This window comes from Plantactinospora sp. CA-294935 (assembly GCF_050936445.1).
Classification (GTDB): Bacteria; Actinomycetota; Actinomycetes; order Mycobacteriales; family Micromonosporaceae; genus Plantactinospora.
The window spans coordinates 3005986-3029906 of record NZ_JBNJMU010000001.1 but is presented as its reverse complement, the minus strand read 5'-3'; the positions used below and the strand labels follow the sequence as shown (position 1 = coordinate 3029906).

Below are 23921 nucleotides of genomic sequence, written 5' to 3'. Positions count from 1 at the left end.
CCCGGCTCCGCTTCGCCATCAGTCGCCATCCATTCCGGCGGGGGCCGAGCGCCGATGACGGACATCGAGGGTGGGGTGGGCGCTGCGGACCGCCGCACACTGCTCGGGAGAGCACTGCGGAAGGAGTCCGGGTGACGTCTGGCGACGTGGTCGAGGGCGCCGATCCGCCACGCGTACCCGATCCGGACTGCGGCGCGGTCGAACCGACGAACGGGCGGAGCCCTGTGCTTCCGCCCGGTCACCGGTGGGCGCATCGCGACGAGCAGATGAGGGGATGGCGGTGGAACTCGACGCACGAGAGGCACTGATCCTCAGCGGCCACCTGGACGTCGCGGCGAGCGGTCCGCCGCTACCCCACGAGGTCGTCTGGACACGCCTGGTCGAAACAATCCGGCTGCATCGGATGATCGGCGGATTGTGTCAGGCGTGTGGCGAGCGGGCCGGTACGGAGGGCCGGTGCTTCAAAGCCGCGATAGCGGTGGAATGGTGCCGGCAAAACCCGATGACGCTTCTCGATCAGTCCACTTCCGGCGGTTCCTGATCGGCGTGTCGGGGGGCGGGTTCCCGATGACCGGTTTCCGGGGTCGTGGAGTCGGACCGTCGCGGCAACGACGGCCCGACTCCACGACCCCGGACCCGACCGGCCGGGGCGGCGAGGGCGGTGATGTCAGGCGATCGCCAGCTTCACTCCGGCGGTCAGCACGAGCTGGCCCAGCGCCACCGGGACCAGTACCAGCCAGCAGAGCCGCTGCAACTGGTCCTCGCGCAGCCGCGGGTACGTCACCCGGAACCAGATGATCACGAATGAGACGGCGAACACCTTGATCAGGGTCCAGAGCCAGCCGAGGTAGTCGTCGCCGAACGGCCCCTGCCAGCCACCGAGGAAGAGCACCGTGGTCAGCGCGGCGATCACCACGATGCCGACGTACTCGGCGAGCAGGAAGAATGCGAACCGGAGACCGGTGTACTCCGTCATGTACCCGAAGACCAGCTCCGAGTCGGCGATCGGCATGTCGAACGGCGGGCGCCGGATCTCGGCGAGCCCGGCGACGAAGAAGACCACCATCGCCGGGGCCTGCCAGAGCAGCCACCACGGCTGCCACGCCTCGACGATGCCGGGCAGGCTCAGCGTGCCGGCCGCCATCGCCACGCTCGCCGCCGCGAGCACCAGCGGCAGTTCGTAGCCGAGCAGCTGTGCCGCGCCCCGGATCCCGCCGAGCAGGCTGTACTTGTTGGCCGAGGCCCACGCCGACATGAGTACCGCGACCACCCCGACGCCGACCACCGCGAGCACGAAGAACAGCCCGATGTCCAGCGGTTGCCCGACCAGGTCGTTCGGGCCGAGCGGGATGACCAGCAGGGCCAGCAGGTACGGCACCAGTGCCACCACCGGGGCGAGCCGGAACACCGCCCGGTCCGCCTCGCGCGGGGTGACGTCCTCCTTCTGCACGAACTTGACGCCGTCGGCGATGAGTTGCGCCCAGCCGTGGAAGCCGCCCGCGTACATCGGGCCGAGCCGGCCCTGCATGTGCGCCATCACCTTGTGCTCGGCCTGTCCGACGACCAGCGGCAGGACCAGGAACGCCGCGACCACCCCGACGACCCGGACCAGCAGTTCCAGCCAGAGCGGCATCACGCACCCCCCTCGCTGCCGTCGTCCGCCGCCCCGCCCCGGTCGTCCGCCCGGCGCTCCTCGGTCCCAGCTCCGGAGGCAGGCCTGGCCGGCGAACCCGAAGCAGGCCCGGCCGGTGGACCCGAAGCAGGCCCGGCCGGTGGACCCGAAGCAGGCCCGGCCGGTGGGCCTGAGGTAGGCGTGGCCGGTGGACCTGAGGTAGGCCGGGTGCGGCCCGGCGGGCCGGAGGCGGGGGCGGCGGAGACGGGTACGGCGGCGGCCACACCCCACTCGCCCGGCGCCGGTACGCCCGGTGGGCGCACCGCCTGCCGGCGGGCGGTACCGGCCTCGGACTCGCCCGGCTCCTTCGCCCCCGGCCAGGCCTTGGCCACCCGGGAGGCGAGCACGAACTCCTTGCGCAGCGGATGTCCCTCGAACTCGGGCGGCAGCAGCAGGGGCGCCAGGTCAGGATGGCCGGCGAAGTCGACGCCGAACATCTCGTGCGTCTCCCGCTCGTGCCAGGTCGCCCCCGGGAAGAGGTCCACCACGGACCCGACGGTCGCGGCGTCCCGGGGCACCCTGGTCCGGAGCAGTACGCCGTGCCGGTGCCGGGTCGACCAGAGGTGCGCCACCACGTCGAACCCCTCGGCCAGCTCGTCAACGGCGGAGAGCCAGTCGAAGAAGTCGCAGGCCAGCTCGGTGTCATCCCGGGCCGCCCGGACGGCGTCCCGCCAACGGCCGGACGGCACGTCCACGGTCGCCCGGGCGTACCCCTGGCCGCCGGACTGCCCGACGGTCACCTCCGCGTCCGCGAGCAGCGTACCCAACCGGTCACCGACCTGTTCCGGGGTCATGTCCGCGATCCTAGGGCCATCCCGGACCGCGCCGCCGGGTCGCGCACCGCTTATTCGGCGACTCTCGGACTATCGGACGCTTCGGCGGGGAAGAATGACCAGGTGCGCGCGATTACCGTGACCCCGGGTCGGGCCGACTCGCTCAGGCTGGCCGAGGACTTCCCGGAGCCGAGCCCCGACGAGGGCGCGGTGCTGGTGGAGGCGGTGGCGGTCGGCATCTGCGGAACCGATCGCGAGATCATCGACGGCGAGTACGGCGAGCCTCCGCCCGGCGCGACCGAGTTGGTGCTCGGGCACGAGTCACTGGGTCGGGTGCTGGAGGACCCGAGCGGCTCGCTCGCCCCGGGCGACCTGGTCGCCGGCATCGTCCGCCATCCCGACCCCGTCCCGTGCCCCAACTGTGCCGTCGGCGAGTGGGACATGTGCCGCAACGGTCTCTACACGGAGCACGGCATCAAGTGCCTACAGGGCTTCGCTCGGGATCGTTGGCGGATCCCGCCGAAGTTCGCCGTACGCCTCGATCCGGAGCTGGCCGAGCTGGGCATGCTGCTCGAACCGACAAGTGTGGTGGCGAAGGCCTGGGAGCACATCGAGCGGATCGGCGCCCGGTCCGCTTGGGAGCCGAAGCGGGTACTCGTCGCCGGGGCGGGACCGATCGGCCTGCTGGCCGCCCTGCTCGCCGCGCAGCGCGGCTACGAGCTACACGTGTTGAACCGGTCGGCGAACGGCGAGAAGCCCGGACTGGTGCAGGCGCTCGGCGGGGAGTTCCACACCGGTACCGTCCCCGAGCTGGGCGTCGAGTTCGACATCGTGCTGGAGTGCACCGGCGCCCCGACGGTGGTGCTGGACGTGATGTGCCAGGCGGCACCGAACGGGATCGTCTGCCTGACCGGGGTCTCCTCGGGCGGCCGGACGATCGACTTCGACGCGGGCGCGCTCAACCGGGCACTGGTGCTGGAGAACAACGTGGTCTTCGGCACGGTCAACGCGAACCGGCGGCACTGGGAACTCGCCGCCGAGGCACTCGCCGCCGCCGACAAGGACTGGCTGGCCAGGATGATCACCCGGCGGGTCCCGGTCGACCGGTACGCCGAGGCGTACGACGCGCAGCCCGACGACATCAAGGTGGTCCTGGAGTTCCCGCACTGACCGGCCGGGTCCGGTTCAGCTCTCGGCCGGGGCGAGCGCGGTGACGGCGGCGGCCATCAGCCGGAGCAGTTCCTCGTCCTCACCGACCTGTGCGCTGCTCCAGCCGTTGTCCCGGGCGGTGTGCCGGCGCGCCCGTTCCTGCTCGGCCCGGAGCAGCGGCAGCGCGGCGGCGGCCGGCGTACCGATCTCGGCCCAGAGGGTCGCCACCGCCCGCCGGGCGTGCACGTTGCGTTCCCAGACCCGGGACAGCACCGGCAGCACGGTCTCGGCGTCGCCGGCCACCCGCCACACCGCTCCGGCCGCCCGCAGGTGCAGCCAGCCGTGCGGGTCCGGCCGCCCGAGCAGGGCCCGGAGCCGGGGCAGCCATTCGGCGGCGGCCGGTCCGATCTCGGCGATCTCCTGGGCCGCGTCGCTGGCGTCGAACTGGTCGCCGTCGAGGAACCGGCCGAGCACCGGGAGCAGCGGGGCCGGGTCACCGGTGATCCGGTGCAGCGCGGCCGCGGCGGCGAGCGCCGGCCCGCGCTGCGGGGCGTCGAGCAGCGGCCGCAGCACCGGTACGGCGTCCCGGGCGGCCGGGCCGAGCCGGCCGAGTTGGCGGATCACCCACCCGTCGGTGGCCAGCGGCAGCAGCTCGGGCAGGGCCGGCACGCCGGCCGGGCCGAGGCTGCCCACCGCCCGGGCCAGCCCGCCGCGCCGCTCCTGGAAGTCCCGGTCCGTCGGGGAGAGCCGCCGCAACTGCCGCCGGACCAGCGGCAGCAGCTCGACGGCGGCCGGGCCGAGCCCGCTCAGCGCGGCGCCAGCGTCCTTCGGCGGCTCGTCGCGCTCCAGCGCCCAGCGCAGCGGCGGGAGCGCCCGAGCGTCACCGAGCCGGGCCAGCGCGACCAGCGTGCCGCCGACGGTTGGCCCGTGGCTCGGCCAGACCATCACCCAGGCCGGCAGGCCGGCGGCACTGTTGTGCGGCTCCTCCCGGGCCGCGCCGGCCACCGCCTCGGCGAGCGCGTCGGCCGCCGGCCGGTTCAGCTCGCCGAGGTGTACGAGGGTCCGGGCGGCCGCCCGGGGGAGCGACGGGTGCGGGTCCGTCAACTGCCGGCCGATCAGCCCGACCAGTTCCCGGTAGTCGCCCCGCCAGCCGTCCACGAGCTGACCGGCGGCGGGCAGCGCGTCTAGCCGGCGTTCCCGGTCGGAGCCGTCCAGCAGCGTGCTGACCAGCCGGATCCGGTCGTCGACCCGGTCACCGAGCGCCCGGCTCAGGCTGCCGACGGCGGGCCCGAGCCGTGCACCCCGCCGGCCGGCGTCGGCCTGCTCGTGCAGGGCGCGTACGGCGCCGATCAGGGTGTCGGTGGTGAAGCCGGCCGGCTCGGGTGCGCTCGCGGGCTCCTGGTACGCCCCGTCCAGCAGTGTCAGGGCCCGGGGTACCAGGTCGGCCGGCAGCATGGTCCGCGCTCCCGCGCTGACCGAGGTGAGCGCGGTCAGCCGCAGGGCCGGCGCGACGGAGGTGTCGCCGACCAGCTCCAGCAGCCAGGTTGTCGCGGCTCGCAGGCTCGACTCGGGCACGCTGGGCAGGTGGCCGGCGGCGGCCCGGCGTACCAGGCTGCCGACCGCCTCCACCAGCGCGGTCCGGGCCTCGGCGTCCGGCTCGGCGGGCAGCCGGCGCCGCAGCGTGTCGAGCACCCGGGGCGCCTCGGCCCGGCACACCAGCAGCGCCTCCGGCACCGCTCGGCGTACCGCCGGATCGGGATCGGTGAGCAGGTCGAGGAAGACCGGCAGCCCGGCGGCGACCACCGCCTCAGCCCGGCGGTAGTTCTCCGCCCAGCTCTCGACGTCGTCGTCATCCTCCTCGTCGCGGCCCGCCTCGGCCGACCGGACCAGTTCGTCGGGGTCGTCGACCTCGGCACCGCCGATGCTGGCCAGCAGGCTCACCACCGGGCCCCGGCCCGCCCCGCCGGCCCGGGTCACCACCTCGAAGAGGTACGGCACGCAGGCGATCGTGCAGGCGTAGACGTCGCCCTGGTGGTGCACGGCGCCGTACATGCCGTCGAGGGCGATCTCCCGGGTGGCGGGGTCGGCGGAGACCAGTCCGCGGAGCAGTTCGGGCACCTCGGTCGCCGGCCCGTACGCGTGGGACATGCCGGCCCAGTCGATCTCGTCCAGTCCCGCGAACACGCCGCCTCCCGGTGCCGGTCACCGCCCCGCCGACCGTCGCCGGGGCGCGGGCCGGAGCCTATCGGCCCCGCCCGAGGCGAACAGGGCCCGCTACAGTCCCGGCAGCTCGCCGTTGCGGAACAGGTCCACGAAGATCTGGTGGTCCTGCCGCGCCCTGGCCCCGTACGCGTGGGCGAAGTCGACCAGGTGCCCGACGAACCCGGCCTCGTCGGCGGCGACCGCGGCGACGATCGCCTCCTCGGTGGAGAAGTCGACCAGGTCGTGGCTGGACTCGTCGTCGGCGACCGAGTGCATCCGGGCCACCGCCCGGCCCAGGTCGCCGAGGACCCCGGCAAGTTCCTCCGGCTCGTTCACGTCCGACCAGTCCAGGTCGGCGGCGTACGGGGAGACCTCGGCGACGAGCTGGCCGTGCCCGTCCAGCTCGGTGAAGCCCAGCCACGGATCGGCGTGCGCCTGCAACGCCCGCTGCGACTCGGCCGTCCGGTGTCCCTGGTGCCGGAAATAGCTCCGGACCCCGTCGTCGGTGACGTACCGGGCCACCGCCGGCACCTGGGCGCGCTTCATGTAGATCACGACGTCGTTCTCCAGCGCCTGGGTGTGTCCCTCCAGCAGCAGGTTGTACGACGGCAGCCCGGCCGACCCGATCCCCACGCCCTTGCGGAGCACCACGTCCTTGATCTGCGCGGTCACCGGACGGTGCTCGGCGGTGGCCGGCGGCAGCGTACCCAGGTAGCGCTCGAACGCCGCCACCACGGCGGTCCGGACGTCCCGGTCGATCTGGTAGACCCCGTCGCCGAGGGAGAACCGCCGCTCGTACTGGTCGATGGTGGTCTGCTGGGCCAGCAGCTCGACCCTGGTCCGCAGCCGGGCCTGCTGGAGCACCCGCCGGAGCACCCCGTCGGCGTTGTCCAGCCGGATCGAGCCGATCGCGTCGTCGCCGCCCCGGGCGATCGCCCGCAGCTCGGTCAGGTACGCGGTGGCGAACCGGGTGACCAGGTCGCCGATCACGGCGTCGGAGAGCGCCTTGCCGTAGCCGAGCAGCGCCACGCTGGCCGAGAAGCGCTTCAGGTCCCAGGAGAACGGCCCGACGTACGCCTCGTCGAAGTCGTTGACGTTGAAGACGAGCTGCCCGGAGCCGTTCATGTAGGTGCCGAAGTTCTCCGCGTGCAGGTCGCCGTGGATCCAGACCCGGCTGGTCCAGTCGTCGAGGAACCGCTCGTCGGCGAAGTCGCCGACCAGGTCGGCGTAGAAGACCGAGGCGCTGCCCCGATAGAACGCGAACGGCGAGGCGGCCATCTTCCGGAACTTGCGCCGGAACGCGGCCGGGTCGACGGCCATCGACTCGCCGAACTCGGCGATCAGGACGTCGACCAGCCACTCTGCCCGCCGACCGTGGGTACTAGTCATGATCGCAGGCTAGTTCCGCCTCGCCACCCGTGGCTGTGGTCCGGCCAACCCGGGGGCGGTGCCGGGGCCTACCTCCGGGCCGTGGCGCCCACCGGTCAGTGCTTGGCGGCCGGCGGTGGCACCGGCGGCGCAGTGAGCGACTCGGCGCTCCGCCCGGCCGGCGGGCCGACCCGGTCGGCCGGCGAGGCCAGCTCGTCGGGGCGGGCCACCCCGCCGATGCCGGAGTTCTCGGCAGCGATCTTGTCCTGCAACCGCAGGATCCCGTGCAGCAGCGCCTCCGGGCGCGGTGGGCAGCCCGGCACGTAGACGTCGACCGGGATGATCTGGTCCACGCCCTTGGTCACCGAGTACGAGTCCCAGTACGGCCCGCCGCAGTTGGAGCAGGCACCGAACGAGATCACGTACTTCGGCTCGGGCATCTGGTCGTAGAGCCGCTTGATCGCCGGGGCCATCTTGTCGGTGACCGTCCCGGAGACCACCATCAGGTCGGCCTGGCGGGGGCCGTGCGCGAACGGGATCACGCCGAGCCGGATGAAGTCGTGCCGGCCCATGCTGGTCGCGATGAACTCGATCGCGCAACAGGCCAGCCCGAAGTTGAAGACCCAGAGCGAATAGCGCCGGCCCCAGTTGAGCACGAACCGGATCGGTTCACCGAGCACCGCGGGTAACTGCACGGCCGGCCTCCTTCCCCGTCGCCCACCCGACAGTGAACCACAGGACCGGCGCCGGTCGGCCGGCACGCGGTGGGCCGATCCCCGTCCGGCGTGGCCGGTCGGGCTGCCCCGGCCCCGCTATCCGGCCTTTCGCAGCATCTTCAGCATCTGGTCGATCTGGGCGGTCCGGGACAGGTCGATCCGCCGGGCCAGCTCGCGTACCTCGGGGTGGACGCCGGACGTCGTCTCCATCCGGGCCAGCTCGACGGCGTTGTGCTGGTGCCCGATCAGCAGGTTGAGGAAGTCCGTCTCGAACCTGGCCCCGCTGGTCCGGGAGAGCGCCGAGAGCTGTGCCGGCCCGAGTACCGGCAGCCCGCCGTGCTCGGCGTGCGCGTTCGCGTCCGGGTCCGCCGAGGTGCTCCGGCCCCAGCCGCGCAGCCAGTCCCGCATGGTCCGCTGTTCGGCCTCCTGGGTGACGTCGATCGCGGCGGCCAGGATCTTCAGTTCCTCCCGCTCCGCCCGCTCGGGGGCCAGCCGGACCAACGCCAGCCCCTGGCCGTGCGAGGTCACCATCATCTGCAGGAACATCACGTCGGTGTCGTTGAAGGCCCCGCTGGGCGCGGCCGAGGCCGGGGCGGAGCCGGTCGGGGCGGGCGCCGGGACCCCGACCGGGACGCCGGTCCGGGCCGGTGCGGGGGCGCAGCCGCCGAGCAGCAACAGCGTCGCGACGATCAGGGTACGGCGGAAGTGGTTCATGCCTCGTCTCCAGGTACGGCCCCGGGAGCGGACCTGCGGCGGATACGGACCCGCAGGGGGTACGGGTCCGTATCCGCGCCGGGTGCGTCCCGCCGGAACGGCGTCAGACGCGCTGCCAGAGCGCCGGTACGTTCGGCGGTTCCCAGCCGGCGATCGCGGTGTGCGCCTGCAGGCAGCGGTACGTCGCGCCGCCGTAGGTCACCTGGCTGCCGACCTGGTATCCGGTGCCGGCCCGCCAGGTTCCGCCGGCCGGCGGCGGTGCGGTGGTCGGCGGCGGGGTGGGCGGGTTGGTGGTACGCGTGGGGGTGGGGTTCGGGTTGGGGTTGCCTCCACCGCCGCCGATCTGGAGGTCGACGCAGGCGTAGAAGGCGTTCGCGGTGTCGGCGATGTTCCAGATCGCCAGCAGCTTCTGCCGGCCGCTCCGGCCGCCCATGTTGACGGTGTGCGAGACGGTGGCGCCGGGCTGCCGCCCGCCGTCGTCGAAGACGGCGATCCGGGAGCCGCCGATGTAGTACTCCCAGGTGCTGGTGGCGTGCCGGGCGGTCAGCACCCAGTTGAAGTTCACCGTCTGCCCGACCGAGGTGGCCGGCCAGGGCCGGCTGTCGTCGTTCAGCACCGCGAAGTGCCCGATGTTGGCGTGGCAGTTGCGCAGCCCCTTCGGGCCCTCCACGCTCTGCGGCTCCCACTGGATCTGGCCGCAGTCGAACGACACCGCCCGCTGCGCGCAGAGCGCCTGCCGGCTCGGTGGCGAGGAGATGTAGCCGTGCGCCTGGGCGGCCTGCGGGGCCACGAGGAGGGCAGAGACGACGGCCGCCACCGTCGTGACCGCCAGGACCACGGTTCTTCGCATCGTGGGCTCCTTACTTCATCGGGAAGGTCTCCTCAACATAAAGGAAGGATTGTTAACAGTAAATACCTGCCGGCGATATTCGTCGATGGATTGCCGGCTACGCCGGGTCCCGCCGACCCGGCGAACCGGCGCGCACAGCGCCACCCTTCTCGCCGATCTTGCGGATCTTCCTGCAGGCGGCGATCCGCCGTCCCGACCCGGCGGACGATGTCGGCCAGCCGACACTAGCCGGGGTGCAACCGGCCCCCAGGGGTCGACGTGTCTTGGCCGCAACAGAAAACGGGGGGATCGACCACCCGTCCAATGTGGAGTTGGAGGACCGTCTTGAACGTCAACAGGACCCGCCGGCTGACCGCCGGTGTGCTCGGTGCCGCGACCGCCGTCGCCATCCTCGCCATGACGCCGGCCGCACAGGCGGCGCCCCGGGACGGCCTGATCCCGCAGCAGCGGGACACCTCGGTCACGGTCGGCCGGCTGGTGCTCGAACCGACCGACCGGGGCTACCGGGGCAGCATGCCGCTGACGATCTCGTACCGGGGCACCGAAACGGCGGATCTGTCGGTGCGCATCGTCGAGCCGGTCGCCGGGGCCTTCGAGGACTTCGACTTCGGCATGCCCTGCTTCTACGGCGAGCGGCCGGGGGAGCTGCGCCGGAACATCGACTGCTGGGACCAGATCCAGGGCGGCGACCACCGCGCGCACACCGTCGAGTTCGAGGTGCTGACCGAGACCCAGGCGTACGCCATGTCGGCGATCGGCGGCGCGATCACCGTGACGACCACCGACGATCGCCCGTCGACCGTGACCAAGAGCTTCGAGACGCTGTTCCGGTCCACCACCGGCTCGCTGCGCAACCCGAGGCCGTACATGCAGGACACCCGGACGGACGCGTCGGTCACCGCCGGCTCGGCCACCCTGGTACGCCAGCCGGACGGCAGCTATCTCGGCCGGCTCCCGGTCACCGTCCGGTACGACGGCGACGCCCCGCACGACGCCCTCCAGCTCGAGTCGGTGCTGCCAGACGGGGTGCAGCTGTACCACATCGAGCCGTCGGACGTCTGCGCCTACCCGTGGTGCACGGTCCCGGGCGGCGAGTTCATGCAGGGCGAGGAGCGTTCGGTGCAGCTGGTGTTCACCGCTCCGGTCGGCACCACCGCCGGCGACCTGGGTACCGGCTCCGTGGTGCTGCACACCAGCTACTTCACCGACGTATCCGATGTGGACCCGTCCGACAACACCGCCGGTTTCACCATCACCGCCGTTGACGGCGCTGCCTAGTATGACGGTCGTCGACGCCCGGCCCCTGGCGCTCCAGGGGCCGGGCGGCTCCGTCGTGATCCGTCCGGTCACCCGCCCGGCGGGCACGCGAAACGCTCACGGGGAGACGGATGTGCAGGCTGAGGAGCTGGTGCCACGGTTCGACGACGTCTACCGTGCCCACTTCCAGACTCTCGTGGTCCAGCTCTACGCGTACGTCGGGGACATGACCGAGGCGCAGGACCTGGTGCAGGAGGCGTTCAGCCGCGCCTGGCCCCGATGGGACAAGATCGCCCGGTACGACGACCCGGTCGCCTGGGTCCGCCGGGTCGCTTGGAACACCGCCACCAGCAGGTGGCGCCGACTGCGTACCGCCCGGAAGTATCTGGAACGGCAGCGGCCGGAGGACGTACCCGGACCCGGCCCGGACCGGGTGGCCCTGGCCGCGGCGCTGGCGACCCTGCCGCCGAACCAGCGCCGGGCCGTGGTGCTGCACCACATGGCCGACCTGTCGATCAACGAGATCGCCCTGGAGTGCGAGGTCGCGCCCGGCACCGTCAAGTCCTGGCTGCACCGGGCTCGGATCGCATTGGCCGCTCGGCTGGGTGACACTGGCCCCGATGCCGCAGCGCCCGGCGGCACCGTCCGGAAGCCGCCCGAGCCGACCAGCCGGATGGAGGTGATCTGACGTGGACGAGCTGGACCCGCCGGCGGCCCGCCGGCTCGACGCGGCCTTCGCCGACCTCCGCAACGACGCGCTCGACCGGGTCGTCGCGCCCAACCCGGACACGCCCCGACGAATCGCCTACCGGCGCACTCGCAACCGGGTCACCGCCGTCGGGACGCTCGCCGTGGCCGTGGTGGCCGGCAGCGTGGTCGGGATCCTCGGCACCAACGGCGCCAAGCCGCCCGACGGGCCGGTCGCCAACACCCCCAGCCCCACCGCCGCTCCGGAAACCGTCCCGCCGTCCGCTTTGCCGTCCGCCTCGCCGTCGGGTTCGCCGTCGCCGAGCGCCACGCCGAGCGGTACGCCCAGCCCGACGGCACCGCACCGCACCCCGGACGGCCCGGCACCGACCCGGCCGGACGACCAGGGTCAGGCCCCGGATCCCGGCCCGAAGGAGCCGGAGCGGCCGACCGACCTGGTGTTGACCGGCCCGGCCGAGGTCACCCTCACCCCGTCGAACGGCAGGTACGCCGGCACCCTCCAGCTCGTGATCCGCAACCAGGGCGAGCAGCCGTACGACGCGAACGGTCTGATTCTGGTGCAGCCGCTGGAGGCGGAGACTCAGTTCGACAGCGAGTTCGGCGGTTGCTTCTACACCGACCAGGACACCCGGACCCGCACCTCGGAGTGCACCGGGTTCAGCAAGGTCCCGTCCGGCGGTTCCCAGACCAGCACCTTCGCGATCACCGTCGACGTGGCACCGACGCCCGGCACCCGGACGATCGACGGCTACCGGCTGACCATTCGTAGCAACCTGAACGGCAGGTTCCTGACCGACGAGACGCCCGGCAACAACACCATCACGGTGCGGCTGCGCCTGACCGGCGGCTGAGCCGCAACGGTCGGCTGAGTTGCCGGACCGGTCACCAGTCGGGGCGCTGGAGCAGGCCGAGGAACTCGGCGAGCAGCCGTTCCCGGACCGGAACCGGCGCCGCGTCCAGCAGGGTGTTCACCGGTGCCATCCGCTCCGGCGGCCGGCCGGCGGCGACCGGGTCCAGGCCCAACCCGCCGGCCACCCCGGCGACAAGTTCCGGGGTGAGCTGCTCCGGGGTCAGCGCGCCGAGCGTCGCCAGCAGTTCGCCGGGGAGTCGCACCGGACCGGCCGCGCGGGCGTCCACCGCCGCGGCCCGCAGGTCCGCGCCGAACTCCGCCACCCGGGGCGCCACCGAGGCGGTCACCGACAGGTGGATGTTGGCCGGCAGACCGGCGTACGAGAGCTGGGGCTGGGTGTGCCAGCCGCGCCGGGTCAGCTCGTCGGCGAGGACGAACAGGTCCAGCCCGGAATCGGTGCTGGTGAAGCAGACCACCGTCGACTCCGGTTCGGTCACCAGCCGCAGACCGTCCACTTCGGAGACCGCAGTGGCGAGTCCGCGTACCGCCGTCAGGGTCCGCTCGGCCAGGGTCAGGTAGCCGGCGTCACCGAGGTGCCGCAGGGTGGCGTACGCGGCGGCGATCGGCCCGCCGGAGCGGGTGGACGAGAGCACCGGGTTGACCAGCGTGTAGCCGGGCCAGCCGGCGAAGGCGAAGTACTGCGACCGGCGCAGTTCCGGATCGCGGTGCAGCAGCACGGAGACGCCCTTCGGGGCGTAGGCGTACTTGTGCAGGTCCACCGAGATCGAGGTGACGCCGGGCAGCGCGAAGTCGAACACCGGCACCGGTACGCCCAGCCGGCGCAGATAGGGCAGGGTCCAGCCGCCGAAGCAGGCGTCCACATGACAGCGCACCCCGGCCGCGCCGGCAACCTCGGCGATCTCGGCCACCGGATCCACCACCCCGTACGGATACGACGGCGCCGAGCAGGCGACCAGTACGGTGTCCGGGCCGATCGCGGCGGCGACGTCCCCGGGCAGGGGGCGGAGTGTCCGCGCCGAGACCGGCACCTGGTCGAGGGTGAGCCCGAGGTAGTGCGCCGCTTTGGCGAACGCGGCGTGCCCGCTGGTCGGTACCACCAGCCGGGGCCGGGCCACCTCGGGCCGGGCGTCCCGGGCCGCCTTGACGGCCAGGATCAGCGACTCGGTGCCGCCGCCGGTGACACTGCCGACAACCTCGGGTGCCGCCGTGCCCGGCCCGCCGCCGAGCAGTTGGGCGGCCGCGCCGACGAGTGCGTTCTCCAGCGCCAGCAGGGACGGAAAGGCGGTCGGGTCCAGCCCGTTGACGTGCGCCGCCAGCGCGTACGCCGAGTTCGCCAACTCGTCCAGCCCCGGTACGGCGGGGTCGTAGACGTAGGCGAAGAGCCGGCCGCCGTGCGTCGGCAGGTCCGCGGCGCGCAGGTCGCGGAGTTCGGCCAGCACCTTGTCCGCGGGTACGCCCACCGGCGGCAACGCCTCGATCATGGCGGCCACCGTAACAGTTGTAACGGCGCAGGTGAGCGCGTCAGACACCCGGACCACGGCACGGATTCCTGCCGTGGTTCCACCCCTCGTTCCACCCCTCCAACCCGCACCCTCCCCCGAACCCCGCACCCTCCCCCGAACCGCCCGCCCGCCGTCGGCGCCCGCCCGCCGCCGCGCTCCGCGGTCCGGTGCGCAGACCTTGACGACTTGTTGCTGTTGAGACGACAAGAAGTCGTCAAGATCTGGCTTGGGTCCGCACTTGCCGGTGGGAGGAGGCGGTGGGGGCTCAGGTGGGGTGGGTGGGTGGCCGGTGGGGATTCGCGTCGGAGGCGGTCGCCAACCGCTCCGGCGTCAGGTCGTAGCCGCGCATCGTGAGCAGGGCGAGCCCGACCAGCAGGGCCGGCAGCACGGTGAAGCCGACCAGCACCCCGACCCGGGCGGTGTCGGACTGGGCCGCCGCCTGGCCGGTCGACGAGGAGACGTAGCCGGTCAGTTGCAGTACCAGACCGTAGATGCCCGGCCCGAGGGCCAGCCCGAACGTCTCGCCGGCCGTCCACAGCCCGGTGAAGACCCCGGCCTGGCGGCGGCCGGTGCGCGCGGTGTCGTACGCGATGCAGTCCGGCAGCATCGCCATCCCGAACACCTGCTGACCGGCGTACCCGCAGCCGATCGCCGCGACCACCAGATAGACCGCCGGGGCCGGTAGCACCGGGGCGGCGACCAGGGCCAGCGCGCCGGCCGCGAAGAGCAGCGACGCCACGGTGAACGCCCGGGGCTTGCCCAGCCGGGCACCCGCCCGGCTCCACAGCGGCATCACCAGCAGCGCCGGGCCGACGAAACACCCGAAGAGCAGCGTCGGGCCGGTCTCCGGATCGCGCAGCACGTGCGCGGCGAAGTAGTTGACCCCGGCCAGCACGGTCGCGACGCCGGCCGCCTGGACCACGAAGCAGACCAGCAGCAGCCGGAACGGCCGGTTGGCGGCGGCGACCGCGAGCTGGGCCCGCAGGCTCGGTTCGCTCGCCACCGCCACCCCGGTCGGGGCGGCTCGGGTGCCGAGGAACGCGCCGACCGCGCCGACCGCGATCAGCACCGCCACGAAGAGTCCCAACCAGCGGTGCCCGGGTACGCCGTCGCCGCCCGCGGTCACCACCACCGGGGCAAGTGCGCCGGAGACCAGGATGGCCAGCGCCAGTACCGCCACCCGCCAGGTCATCAGCCGGGTCCGCTCGGTGTAGTCGTCGGTCAGCTCGGCCGGCATGGCGACGTACGGGACCTGGAAGAAGGCGAACGCGGTCGCGGTGAGCAGGAACGCCAGCGCGACGTACCCGGCGGCGGCCGGGCCGGGCGGGAACGGCGCCGCGAAAATGGCGGCGAAGAGCACGGCCAGCCCGAGCCCGCCACCCAGCAGGTACGGCCGGCGGGCGCCCCAGCGGGACCGGGTCCGGTCGGAGATCCGCCCGGCGACCGGGTTCACCAGCACGTCCCAGGCCTTCGGCAGCAGCACCAGCAGGGCGGCCAGCCCGGCGGCCACGCCCAGGGTGTCGGTCAGGTACGGCAGCAGGACCAGGCCGGGCACCGTACCGAAGGCGCCGGTGGCCAGCGAACCGAGGGCGTACCCGGCGTGCACCCGGCGCGGCAGGGCGGCCCGGGACGGGATTCCGGTGGAACCGGCGCGAGTACCGGGCACGACATCCATGGCCCGGGAACGTACGCGAAGGTGGCCGGTCGACGTATCCGCCGACCGGCCACCGGCCACCCGGGTCAGGTCAGCGCTGACCGCCCAGGTACATCGCGTTGAACAGCAGCCGGTACGTGCCGTGCGACTGGGCCCGGTGCTGCGGCTTGAAGCCGAGCAGCACCACCTGGCCCTTGCCCACCTTCGCCGTCACCACGGCGGCCTTGCCGCCGATGACGTCCTCGCCGAGCAGGAAGCCGCTCTTGAGCAGGTTGCTGGTCGGCCAGGTGGCCGCCACCGAGACGCCCTTGGCGCCCTCGGTGACCTCGAACGCCGGGCCGTCCGCCACGAACGCCGAGGCGGTCGGGGCGAAGCCGGCCGCGACCGGGTCGCTCGCGTCGACGTTCAGGTTCAGCACCGAGCCGGGGATGTTCAGCTCGGTCTCCTCGACCCCGGCGGTGACGTCCTTCACCGGCACCCCGAACGCCTGGATCGGCAACTGGGCGGCCCGGTTCAGCGTGACGATCGTGCCGCCGGCCTCCACGAACGCCTTGAGGTTGGCGATGCCCGCGTCGGTCATCCCGCCGGTGTACGCCTCCGGCAGCGAGCCGGCCGCCCGGCCGTTGCGCATCGAGCTGTAGGTGGCGTCGGGCAGCACGACGGTGTCGTACTTCGCCCGCAGGTCACCGGCGCGCACCTGCGCGTTGGTCAGCTTCGAGTACCCGAACCGGAACTGGTCCAGGATCAGCCGGGTCCAGCCCTCGTCGTAGTTGTTGAAGCCGTCGTACACGCCGATCCGGGGCGCGGCCAGTGCCTTCGTACCGGCCGGCTTGGCGTCCACCGCCGCGATGGTCAGGCCCAGCTCGGTGGCGAGCGTGCCGACCCGCTCGGCGGTCTGCGGGCCGGTGCGCACCAGGAAGGTGCCGGCCGGCAGCTTGCCGGTGCGGGTGGTCACCTCACCGGTGCTGCGGGAGACCTTCTCCCCCGCCGCCAGCAGCGCGTTCACCGCGGTCGCGCTGTCGTTGACCCGCGGGTCGAGCGCGTACGCGTGCTTCGGCGCCCCGGCCACCACCCCGGTCGGTACCTTCGGCCAGCCGACCTCGGTGGTGCTGACCCGGACGTTCCGGTCGAGCTTGTCGACGGTGACGCCCATCTGGAACGACAGGGTGTAGCCGGTGATGTCGTACGGCGGCTCCAGCGGGCCGCCCGGGTAGAGCCGGCGGTCCGGGTAGACCTGCGGGTTCAGCAGGTCCAGCACGGCCGCCCGGTAGGGCTGCGCCTCCCGGACCAGGTAGCTGCCGGCCGGGTAGGTCCGCTTGCCCACCTTGAACGAACTGAGTGCCTGCTCGACCCGGATGTTGTTCCAGCGCAGCTTGTCGACCAGCTTGGTCGCGGTCGGGAAGTCCGCCTGGTCGGCCGGGATCACGTAGGTGACGCCGGCGCCGTCGCGGGCACCGTCCCGGGCCATCTGGTACGCGCCGTAGAGCCAGCCCTCGCGGTCGTCGCTGGCCAGCCGGAGCATCGCCCAGGAGGCGGTCTTGATGTAGTCGCAGCTCTGCGACAGGTGCCACTCGCCACCCTGCCACGGGCTCGGGTAGAACACCGACGGCTTGCTGGTCGAGGTGCCGTCGGCGAACGTCGCCGGGAAGTCCTTCGGGTCGTACACCCTCGGGGTCGCCGAGGCGTGCGCTGTCTCGGTCAGGATGCCGACCTGGTTGTGGTAGTACGGCGAGGTCCGGGCGCCGCCGTTCCACCAGATGTCGTACTGCTGCCGGGCCAGCGCGCCGACCTTGTCCTCGCGCTCCAGCCGCTGCCCCATCGCGTCGCCGACGATGTTGACGCCCCGAACCACCTGCGGGTGGATGTTCGGGTTCAGCGGGTCCTCGAACGGCGGGATGCTGATCCGGGCCGGGAAGACCGCCGTCTGGTGCACGTTGTGCATCATCTGCGGCAGCCACTCGTGGAAGAGCTGCCGGCCGACGTTCTGGGTCTCCTGGAGGTTGAACATGTACCAGTCACGGTTGTTGTCGTGCCCGGCGTACTTCTGGTACAGCTCCGGGTAGCCCGCGTCCTGGTAGGGACCGCCGAGGTTCTGCCGGTACCACTCGGCGACCTTGGTGCCGCCGTCCGGGTTGACGTTCGGCACCAGCAGCGTGACGACGTTGTCCCGGATCTCCCGGGCCTCCGGCGTCTCGCTGGTCACCAGGTCGTACGCGAACTGCGGCGCGCTCTGGTGCCCGGCGACCTCGGTGGAGTGGATGCCGAAGTCGACCCAGGCGACCGCCTTGCCGCTCTGCGCCAGCCCCCGGGCCACCGACTCGGAGAGCCCGTCGCCCTGGGAGAGCCGCACCGAGGTCTGCCGGTACCGCTCCAGGTTCTCGGCCTTGAGGTTCTCCTCGGAGGAGACGATGGCCATGAGCTGCGGCCGGCCCTCGCTGGTCTTGCCGATCTCGACCAGCTTCATCCGGTCGCTGGCCTGGTCCAGCTTGTGGTAGTAGTCGGCGATCTGCTCGTAGGTGGCCAACTTGTAGTCGGCGCACGGCATCCAGCCGAGCACCGACTGCGGCTTGGGCACCCGGCCTGCGGCGGTGGCCCCGCCCGCGTTCGCCGTGGTCAGCAACGGCGTGCCCAGCAACGCCACCGCGACCGCGGTCGGCATGGCAATTCCGGAGAGTCTTCGGTTCACCAGCAAACCCCTTCATACGACGATGTACGACGGAAAAGGGTCCGGCAGGGCGGCCGCGCCAACTCGGATGATGTTGATCTAACGCTTCTCCCCGCAGCTCAGGGAACATCGAGGCAGGGAAATTGAGCCAATCTTGAGTGAGCCGGCATTCCGCCGAGCTGTGTTCAGCCGCGTCGATGCGGGATGATCGCAGCGGCTGGTACGACAGATGAGGAGCGGCCGGCATGCGCATCCTGTTGGTCGAGGACGACGCCCGGGTGGCCGGCGCGATGGCCGCCGCCCTGTCCCGGCGGGGCTACGACGTGGAGCGGGCCGGCACCGCCGCCGCCGCGCTCGCCGCCGCCCCCTGCGACCTGGTGCTGCTCGACCTCACCCTGCCGGACGGCGACGGGGTGGAGGTGTGCCGGGCGCTTCGGCAGCGCAGCGCGCAGCTCGGCATCATCGCGGTGACCGCACGCGGCGAGGAGCGCGACCGGGTGATCGGGCTGCGGATGGGCGCCGACGACTACGTGGTGAAGCCGTTCTCGATGGCCGAGCTGGAGGCCCGGATCGTCGCGGTGCTCCGGCGGGCCCGGGCCGGCGCGCCCCGACCGGAGGTCGTCGAGGTCGGCCCGATCTGGATCGACGTCGCCGCCCGGCTGGTCACGGTACGCAGCGCCGGGGTGGCGCTGACCCGCAAGGAGTTCGACATCCTGGTCTCGCTGGCCCGGCAGCCGGGCGTGGTGGTGCCGCACGAGCGGATCGTCCTGGACGTCTGGCCGACCACCGGCGCCGCCCGGCACACCGTGGAGGTGCACGTCGGCTCGCTGCGCGGCAAGCTCGGCGATCCCGACCTGGTGCAGACTGTGCGCGGTGTCGGCTACCGGCTCCGGGCCGAGTGACCGGAGCCGTTCCGTGCGCCGCCGTCTGGTCTTCAGCTACTCGCTGCTCATGATCCTGGTACTGCTCGCCCTGGAGACCCCGCTGGCGATCACCCTCGCCAACCGGGAGACCGAACGGATCCGGGCGGACCGGCTCGCCGACGCCAACCGGTTCGCCTCGCTCTCCGCCACCGCGCTGCGTACCGGTGCGGTCAGCGCGATCTACGACGAGTTGCAGCGCTACCAGGAGCTGTACGGGATCAGCGCCGCGGTGATCGACCGGGAACGGCGTCAGGTGGCCGCCCCCGCGGGGCCGCGACTGGACACCGAGCTGACCGACACGGCGATCTTCGGCGCCCTCGCCGGCCGGCAGATGACCGTGCCGGAGGTGCTCTGGCCCTGGCAGGTCGGCCCACTGGTGGTGGCCGTACCGGTGAACGACGGCGGTGAGGTGATCGGTGCCGTCATCACCGTCTCCGCCACCGAGCGGGTACGCCGGACCGTCACCGTCTGGTGGGCGGCGCTGGCCGCGGTCGGGCTGCTCGCGGTCTCCGCCGGGGTGATGACGGCGTTCCGGCTGGCCGGCTGGGTGCTGCGCCCGGTGACCGTACTCGACGTGGTGACCCACGACATCGCGGCCGGCGACGGCTTGGCCCGGGTGCCGACCCAGCAGGGTCCGCCCGAGCTGCGCCGGCTCGCCACCAGCTTCAACGAGATGGCCGACGCGGTCGCCGACGCCCTGGAACGGCAGCGGGCCTTCGTCGCGCACGCCAGCCACCAGCTCCGCAACCCGCTGACCGCGCTGCGGCTGCGGGTCGAGGAACTCGGGCCGAGCCTGACCGACGAGTACGGCCGCGACGAGCACAAGCTGGCGCTGGAGGAGACCGACCGGCTGGCCCAGGTACTCGACGGGCTGCTCACGCTGGCCCGCGCCGAACGGGCCCAGCACACCATGGTGGTGGTGGACGCGGCGGCGGTGGCCGCGTCCCGGGTCGCCGCCTGGCAACCGCTGGCCAACCACCGGGGCATGACCCTCACTCTCGCCCCGGTGACCGGCCCGGTCCCCGCCCGGGCCGTGCGTACCGCCGTCGACCAGGTGCTGGACGCGCTGATCGACAACGCGGTCAAGTTCGGCCACCCGGGTGGCCGGGTCGAGGTCTCGGTGCACCGCGCCGACGACGGGGTGGTGGTCCGGGTCACCGACGACGGACCGGGGATGACCGGCGCCCAGCTCGAATCCTCCACGGAACGCTTCTGGCGGGCCCCGGACACCCAGAACATCGACGGGGCGGGGCTCGGCCTGACCATCGTGGCGGTACTGGTCGACGCCTCCGGCGGTCGCCTCACCATGCGTTCCGCCGAGCCGACCGGGCTCACCGCCGACGTCTGGTTCCGGCCCGGCGAGGCGTGAACGCGCTGGTCAGGGCTTGTGCGTCTGGTAGTAGCGGGCGGCACCCGGGTGCAGCGCCAGCGGGGTGGTGGTGATCGCCGACTGCACGTTCAGCCGGGCGGCGGCCGGATGGGCGCTGCTCAGCTCGTCCCGGCGCTGCATCAGTAGCCGGGTCACGTCGTAGACGAGCTGCTCCGGCATGCTGGTGGCCACCACCAGATAGTTGGGCACCGCCACCGTGGTCACCGGCGCCGACCCGTACGCCGAGGCGGGGATGTCCCGCTGGACGTACACCTCACGGTAGGACTGGCGCAGCGGCTCGACCCACTGGCCGAGGTCGACGAAGCGGGCCCGGGTCTGGGCGGCGAAGTCCGCCACCGCCTTCACCGGCAGACCGCCGGAGAAGAAGAACGCGTCGATCCTGCCGGCCCGTAGCGCGGCGACCGAGTCGTCGATGCCGAGCCGGAGCCTCTCGGCCAGCTTGTCGCCGACCCTGGCCACGTCGAGCAGGCGTTCGGCGGTGATCGCGGTGCCGGAGCCCGGCGCGCCGATCGCCACCCGCTTGCCGCTCAGGTCCGTCAACTGCCGGATCGGCTCCTGGGTCAGGGTGACCAGGTGCAGCAGGTCGTCGTAGACCCGGGCAACGGCACTCAGTCCGGTGCCCTCGCCCGGCTCGGTGGCCAGGATGTCGGCCTGGGTGAAGCCCAGTTCGGCCCGACCGGTGGAGACCAGCGAGACGTTCTCCGCCGATGCGGCGGTCACCACCACGCTCGCCGTGACGTCCGGCAACTCCCGGTTGAGGATGCCGGCCAGGGACTGACCGACGGCGTAGTAGACCGCGGTGGCACTGCCGGTCGCGATGCGCAGCCTGGTCGGCTCGGCCGGCTGCGAGGTGCAGCCGGCGGTGGCCGGCAACGCGATGGTGACCACGGCCAGCGTCACGGCGAGCGTGCCGAGCCGCCGGCCGGGCAGTCCCCGGCCGACGCGTCGGTGCCACCGTGCCCCGCCCACCCCACCACCACCCCGGCGATGATCGACACTCAGCGCAAATTTTGCTCAAGCCTTCAACCGATGTCTACCGCCTCGGCGCGGTAACGGCCACCGTTGAACGTAGTTGGTCGTCGCGAGTACGGGGGGCGACAGGAATGGTCTGGAGCACCGGGGCGTACGCCTCAACGCGGCCGCCCCTACGGCCGTCCGGCAGAACCAGCCTGCTGGACCGAGCTTCGCTGGCGGACGCCTTCGAGGCGGCGTGCCTGGTCAGGTGCATCCGGGTGGAGGGGGTGCGGCAGCCGACCACAATGGTGGCCGAGTTCAGCTCGGAGGCTGCCGCCACTCGTCTCGGCGAACTGCTGGCCCGGCTCGGCACACCGGCCCGGTCGGAGCGGATCACCGCGGGCGTCCGCCGCCGCTACGAACTGCACCGGCTGCACCTCACCGATCCCGGGCAGCCCGCCGTACTGTCGATGGGCTGGCGGCAGGGGCGGACGGCCCTGCTCGACCCGGCCGCCGTCGGCGCGTCCGCGCCCCGGAACGCCCGCCGGCAGGCGCTGGCCGCCGCCGCCTGGCGCGCCGCGCTGCTGGCCGCCGGCCGGCACGTCCGGACCACCATCCTCGGGGTACGCATCTGCGACACCGAACTCGCCGCGGTGCTGGTACGCAGCGCCCAACTGCTCGGCTCGCCGGCCTCGGTCGCGCCCCGCTCGGGTTGCCTGCTGGTGACGGTGCCGGGCGGCCCGGACAAGGAACGCATCCTGCGCCGCAGCGCCCAGTCGGTCCCCCTGGCGGGCTGACCGCCGCGCACCCGGTGCCGGTCGTCGCCGCGCACCCGGTGCCGGTCGTCGCCGCGCACCCGGTGCCGGTCGTCGTCGCCGCACACCGGGGCGGGGACCGGATCGGCGGCCGGTCGCGGCCCCCTCAGTCGGTCGGCTGCCAGTCGGCCGCCGACATGTCGACTCCGGCGCCGCGCAGCGGTGTCCCCTCGGCGCGCAGCCGGGCCCGGGCCTCACGCTCGTGCCCGGGTGGCAACCGGCCGGCCGAGTTGACCACCCGGTGCCACGGCACTCCGCCACCGTGCCGAGCCATGATCGAGCCGACCAGCCGGGCCGACGCCCGGCCGGACCGCTCGGCCAGGTGGTCGGCGATGGCGCCGTACGACATCACCCGGCCGGGCGGGATCCGCTCGACCAGCGTGAGCACCTCTTCGACGTACTCCTCGGGCGTCATGAGCTGCCACGATATGGGAGTACGGGACGGGCCGGCGGGGCGGGCCGACCCGGGCACCGCAGAATGGGCGGGTGCGGGAAGCAGTTACCACAGCGCGCCGGATCGTGGTCAAGGTCGGCTCGTCCTCGCTGACCACCGCCGCCGGTGGCCTGGACGCGGCGCGGATCGACGCGCTGGCCGACGTACTCGCCGGCTGGCTGGCCGACGGTTCGGCCGGCGCACCGGCCCCGGAGGCCGGGCGGGTACCGGACTCCGGCGCACCGGCCCCGGAGTCCGGTACCCGACCGGCCGGGCCGGGCCGCAAGCGGGTCGGCCCGGCGGACCGGCGGGAGCTGGTGCTGGTCTCGTCCGGGGCGATCGCCGCCGGCCTGGCCCCGCTCGGGCTGGCCGCCCGCCCCCGTGACCTGGCCACCCAGCAGGCCGCGGCCAGCGTCGGGCAGGGCCTGCTGATCGGCCGCTACTCGGCCGGTTTCGCCCGGCACGCCCGTACGGTCGGCCAGGTGCTGCTCACCGTCGACGACGTGACCCGGCGAGCGCACTACCGCAACGCCTATCGCACGCTGCGCAAACTGCTCGACCTCGGCGCGGTGCCGATCGTCAACGAGAACGACACCGTGGCGACCGACGAGATCCGGTTCGGCGACAACGACCGGTTGGCGGCGCTGGTGGCCGCACTGGTCCACGCCGACCTGCTGGTGCTGCTCTCCGACGTGGACGCGCTCTACACCGGCGACCCGGCCCGTCCCGGCACGGTACGCATCGAGGAGGTCCGCGACGAGCAGGATCTCGCCGACGTGGCGATCGGCCGGGCCGGCCGGGCCGGGGTCGGTACCGGCGGCATGGTGACCAAGGTGGAGGCGGCCCGGATCGCGACCGGCTTCGGTATCCCGGTGGTGCTGACCGCCGCGCCGCTGGCGCCCGCGGCGCTGGCCGGCGAGCCGGTCGGCACCTTCTTCCACCGGGTACGCCAACGCCCGGCGGCCCGGCTCTTCTGGCTGGCCCACGCGACCTCGCCCCGGGGGCGGCTGCATCTGGACCCCGGTGCGGTGCAGGCGGTGGTGGCCCGGCGCAAGTCCCTGCTCCCGGCCGGGATCACGGCGGTCGACGGCACCTTCACCGCCGGTGATCCGGTCGACCTGGTGGACGACGCGGGAGCGGCGGTCGCCCGTGGACTGGTCAACTACGACGCGGTGGAGTTGCCCGGCCTGCTCGGCCGCTCCACCTCGGAACTCGCCGCCGCCCTCGGCCCCGGCTACGAGCGCGAGGTCGTGCACCGCGACGACCTGGTGCTGCTGGTCTGAGGTACCGATCGGCGGGGGCCCG

20 protein-coding genes and 2 pseudogenes are annotated in these 23921 nt (G+C 73.0%); 10 read left to right on the top strand and 12 right to left on the bottom strand.

All coding sequences use genetic code 11. The features are described 5' to 3' along the window. Positions 1 to 274 precede the first annotated feature (274 nt). Positions 275 to 541 carry a hypothetical protein gene (locus ACQEVC_RS13540; protein WP_432876843.1) on the top strand — a complete coding sequence of 89 codons (267 nt, stop codon included), beginning with the start codon at positions 275 to 277 and terminating at the stop codon, positions 539 to 541. 126 nt (positions 542 to 667) lie between these two features. Here the strand turns inward: ACQEVC_RS13540 and nuoH are convergent, their stop codons facing one another. Continuing rightward, positions 668 to 1633 (bottom strand): NADH-quinone oxidoreductase subunit NuoH, encoded by a 966-nt coding sequence (nuoH, locus tag ACQEVC_RS13535; protein ID WP_203868146.1) that lies wholly within the window; start codon positions 1631 to 1633, stop codon positions 668 to 670. After that, entirely contained in the window at positions 1633 to 2466 is an 834-nt protein-coding gene (locus ACQEVC_RS13530; RefSeq protein WP_432876840.1) for an NADH-quinone oxidoreductase subunit C, read from the bottom strand. Before ACQEVC_RS13530 ends, nuoH begins: the two co-directional genes overlap by 1 nt. A 102-nt stretch (positions 2467 to 2568) precedes the next feature. Between ACQEVC_RS13530 and ACQEVC_RS13525 the strand changes: the two genes are divergently transcribed. Next, complete coding sequence (locus tag ACQEVC_RS13525) at positions 2569 to 3615, top strand: glucose 1-dehydrogenase (RefSeq protein WP_432876837.1); 1047 nt, start codon at positions 2569 to 2571, stop codon at positions 3613 to 3615. 15 nt (positions 3616 to 3630) lie between these two features. Here the strand turns inward: ACQEVC_RS13525 and ACQEVC_RS13520 are convergent, their stop codons facing one another. The 5 genes from ACQEVC_RS13520 to ACQEVC_RS13500 form a co-directional block, all read right to left on the bottom strand. Then, positions 3631 to 5778: a HEAT repeat domain-containing protein gene (locus ACQEVC_RS13520; RefSeq protein ID WP_432876834.1), complete on the bottom strand. Its 2148-nt coding sequence runs from the start codon at positions 5776 to 5778 to the stop codon at positions 3631 to 3633. A gap of 90 nt (positions 5779 to 5868) precedes the next feature. After that, entirely contained in the window at positions 5869 to 7185 is a 1317-nt protein-coding gene (locus ACQEVC_RS13515) for a DUF2252 domain-containing protein (RefSeq protein ID WP_432876831.1), read from the bottom strand. 95 nt (positions 7186 to 7280) lie between these two features. Then, entirely contained in the window at positions 7281 to 7859 is a 579-nt protein-coding gene (locus ACQEVC_RS13510) for an NADH-quinone oxidoreductase subunit B (RefSeq protein WP_318395992.1), read from the bottom strand. 117 nt (positions 7860 to 7976) lie between these two features. Next, positions 7977 to 8594 (bottom strand): DUF305 domain-containing protein, encoded by a 618-nt coding sequence (locus tag ACQEVC_RS13505; RefSeq protein WP_432876827.1) that lies wholly within the window; start codon positions 8592 to 8594, stop codon positions 7977 to 7979. Positions 8595 to 8697: 103 nt separating this feature from the next. After that, positions 8698 to 9444, bottom strand: a complete 747-nt coding sequence (locus tag ACQEVC_RS13500; RefSeq protein ID WP_432876824.1) for a lytic polysaccharide monooxygenase — start codon at positions 9442 to 9444, stop codon at positions 8698 to 8700. A 324-nt stretch (positions 9445 to 9768) separates the two neighbouring features. Here ACQEVC_RS13500 and ACQEVC_RS13495 point away from each other — a divergent pair, with 324 nt between their 5' ends. The 3 genes from ACQEVC_RS13495 (at position 9769) to ACQEVC_RS13485 (ending at position 12260) form a co-directional block, all read left to right on the top strand. Next, positions 9769 to 10722 carry a hypothetical protein gene (locus ACQEVC_RS13495; RefSeq protein ID WP_432876821.1) on the top strand — a complete coding sequence of 318 codons (954 nt, stop codon included), beginning with the start codon at positions 9769 to 9771 and terminating at the stop codon, positions 10720 to 10722. 112 nt (positions 10723 to 10834) lie between these two features. Continuing rightward, the gene (locus ACQEVC_RS13490; RefSeq protein WP_432876818.1) at positions 10835 to 11389 is read left to right on the top strand and encodes a SigE family RNA polymerase sigma factor; all 555 of its coding nucleotides are present in this window, start codon (positions 10835 to 10837) and stop codon (positions 11387 to 11389) included. A gap of 1 nt (position 11390) precedes the next feature. Further along, a complete protein-coding gene (locus ACQEVC_RS13485) occupies positions 11391 to 12260 on the top strand; it encodes a hypothetical protein (RefSeq protein WP_432876815.1) in 870 nt (289 codons plus the stop codon). A 31-nt stretch (positions 12261 to 12291) separates the two neighbouring features. Here ACQEVC_RS13485 and ACQEVC_RS13480 read toward each other — a convergent pair whose 3' ends face one another. From ACQEVC_RS13480 to ACQEVC_RS13470, 3 genes are all read right to left on the bottom strand, one after another. Then, complete coding sequence (locus tag ACQEVC_RS13480; RefSeq protein WP_432876812.1) at positions 12292 to 13761, bottom strand: pyridoxal phosphate-dependent decarboxylase family protein; 1470 nt, start codon at positions 13759 to 13761, stop codon at positions 12292 to 12294. Between the two features lie 286 nt (positions 13762 to 14047). Next, complete coding sequence (locus ACQEVC_RS13475) at positions 14048 to 15457, bottom strand: MFS transporter (protein WP_432876809.1); 1410 nt, start codon at positions 15455 to 15457, stop codon at positions 14048 to 14050. Positions 15458 to 15527: 70 nt separating this feature from the next. Next, entirely contained in the window at positions 15528 to 18122 is a 2595-nt protein-coding gene (locus tag ACQEVC_RS13470) for a M14 family zinc carboxypeptidase (RefSeq protein WP_432876806.1), read from the bottom strand. A gap of 224 nt (positions 18123 to 18346) precedes the next feature. Between ACQEVC_RS13470 and ACQEVC_RS13465 the strand changes: the two genes are divergently transcribed. Together ACQEVC_RS13465 and ACQEVC_RS13460 are read left to right on the top strand one after the other, a co-directional pair. Continuing rightward, positions 18347 to 19003 carry a response regulator transcription factor gene (locus tag ACQEVC_RS13465; protein WP_432876803.1) on the top strand — a complete coding sequence of 219 codons (657 nt, stop codon included), beginning with the start codon at positions 18347 to 18349 and terminating at the stop codon, positions 19001 to 19003. 13 nt (positions 19004 to 19016) lie between these two features. Continuing rightward, positions 19017 to 20393, top strand: coding sequence for an ATP-binding protein (locus tag ACQEVC_RS13460; protein ID WP_432876800.1), 1377 nt, complete (start codon positions 19017 to 19019; stop codon positions 20391 to 20393). A gap of 9 nt (positions 20394 to 20402) precedes the next feature. Here ACQEVC_RS13460 and ACQEVC_RS13455 read toward each other — a convergent pair whose 3' ends face one another. Further along, complete coding sequence (locus tag ACQEVC_RS13455; RefSeq protein WP_432876796.1) at positions 20403 to 21383, bottom strand: TAXI family TRAP transporter solute-binding subunit; 981 nt, start codon at positions 21381 to 21383, stop codon at positions 20403 to 20405. A gap of 134 nt (positions 21384 to 21517) precedes the next feature. Between ACQEVC_RS13455 and ACQEVC_RS13450 the strand changes: the two genes are divergently transcribed. Continuing rightward, on the top strand, positions 21518 to 22165 hold the full coding sequence (locus tag ACQEVC_RS13450) for a hypothetical protein (protein WP_432876793.1): 648 nt from the start codon (positions 21518 to 21520) through the stop codon (positions 22163 to 22165). Positions 22166 to 22289: 124 nt separating this feature from the next. On the opposite strand, the gene ACQEVC_RS13445 is transcribed toward ACQEVC_RS13450, so the two are convergent. Beyond that, a complete protein-coding gene (locus ACQEVC_RS13445) occupies positions 22290 to 22598 on the bottom strand; it encodes an MGMT family protein (protein ID WP_318396004.1) in 309 nt (102 codons plus the stop codon). Positions 22599 to 22669: 71 nt separating this feature from the next. On the opposite strand from ACQEVC_RS13445, the pseudogene ACQEVC_RS13440 reads away from it, so the two are divergent. Both ACQEVC_RS13440 and proB read left to right on the top strand, forming a co-directional pair. Continuing rightward, positions 22670 to 22807, top strand: a pseudogene (locus ACQEVC_RS13440) (glutamate 5-kinase); the annotation flags it as partial. A gap of 117 nt (positions 22808 to 22924) precedes the next feature. Further along, positions 22925 to 23899: pseudogene (gene proB / locus ACQEVC_RS13435) on the top strand (glutamate 5-kinase); the annotation flags it as partial. Between the last annotated feature and the right edge of the window lie 22 nt (positions 23900 to 23921).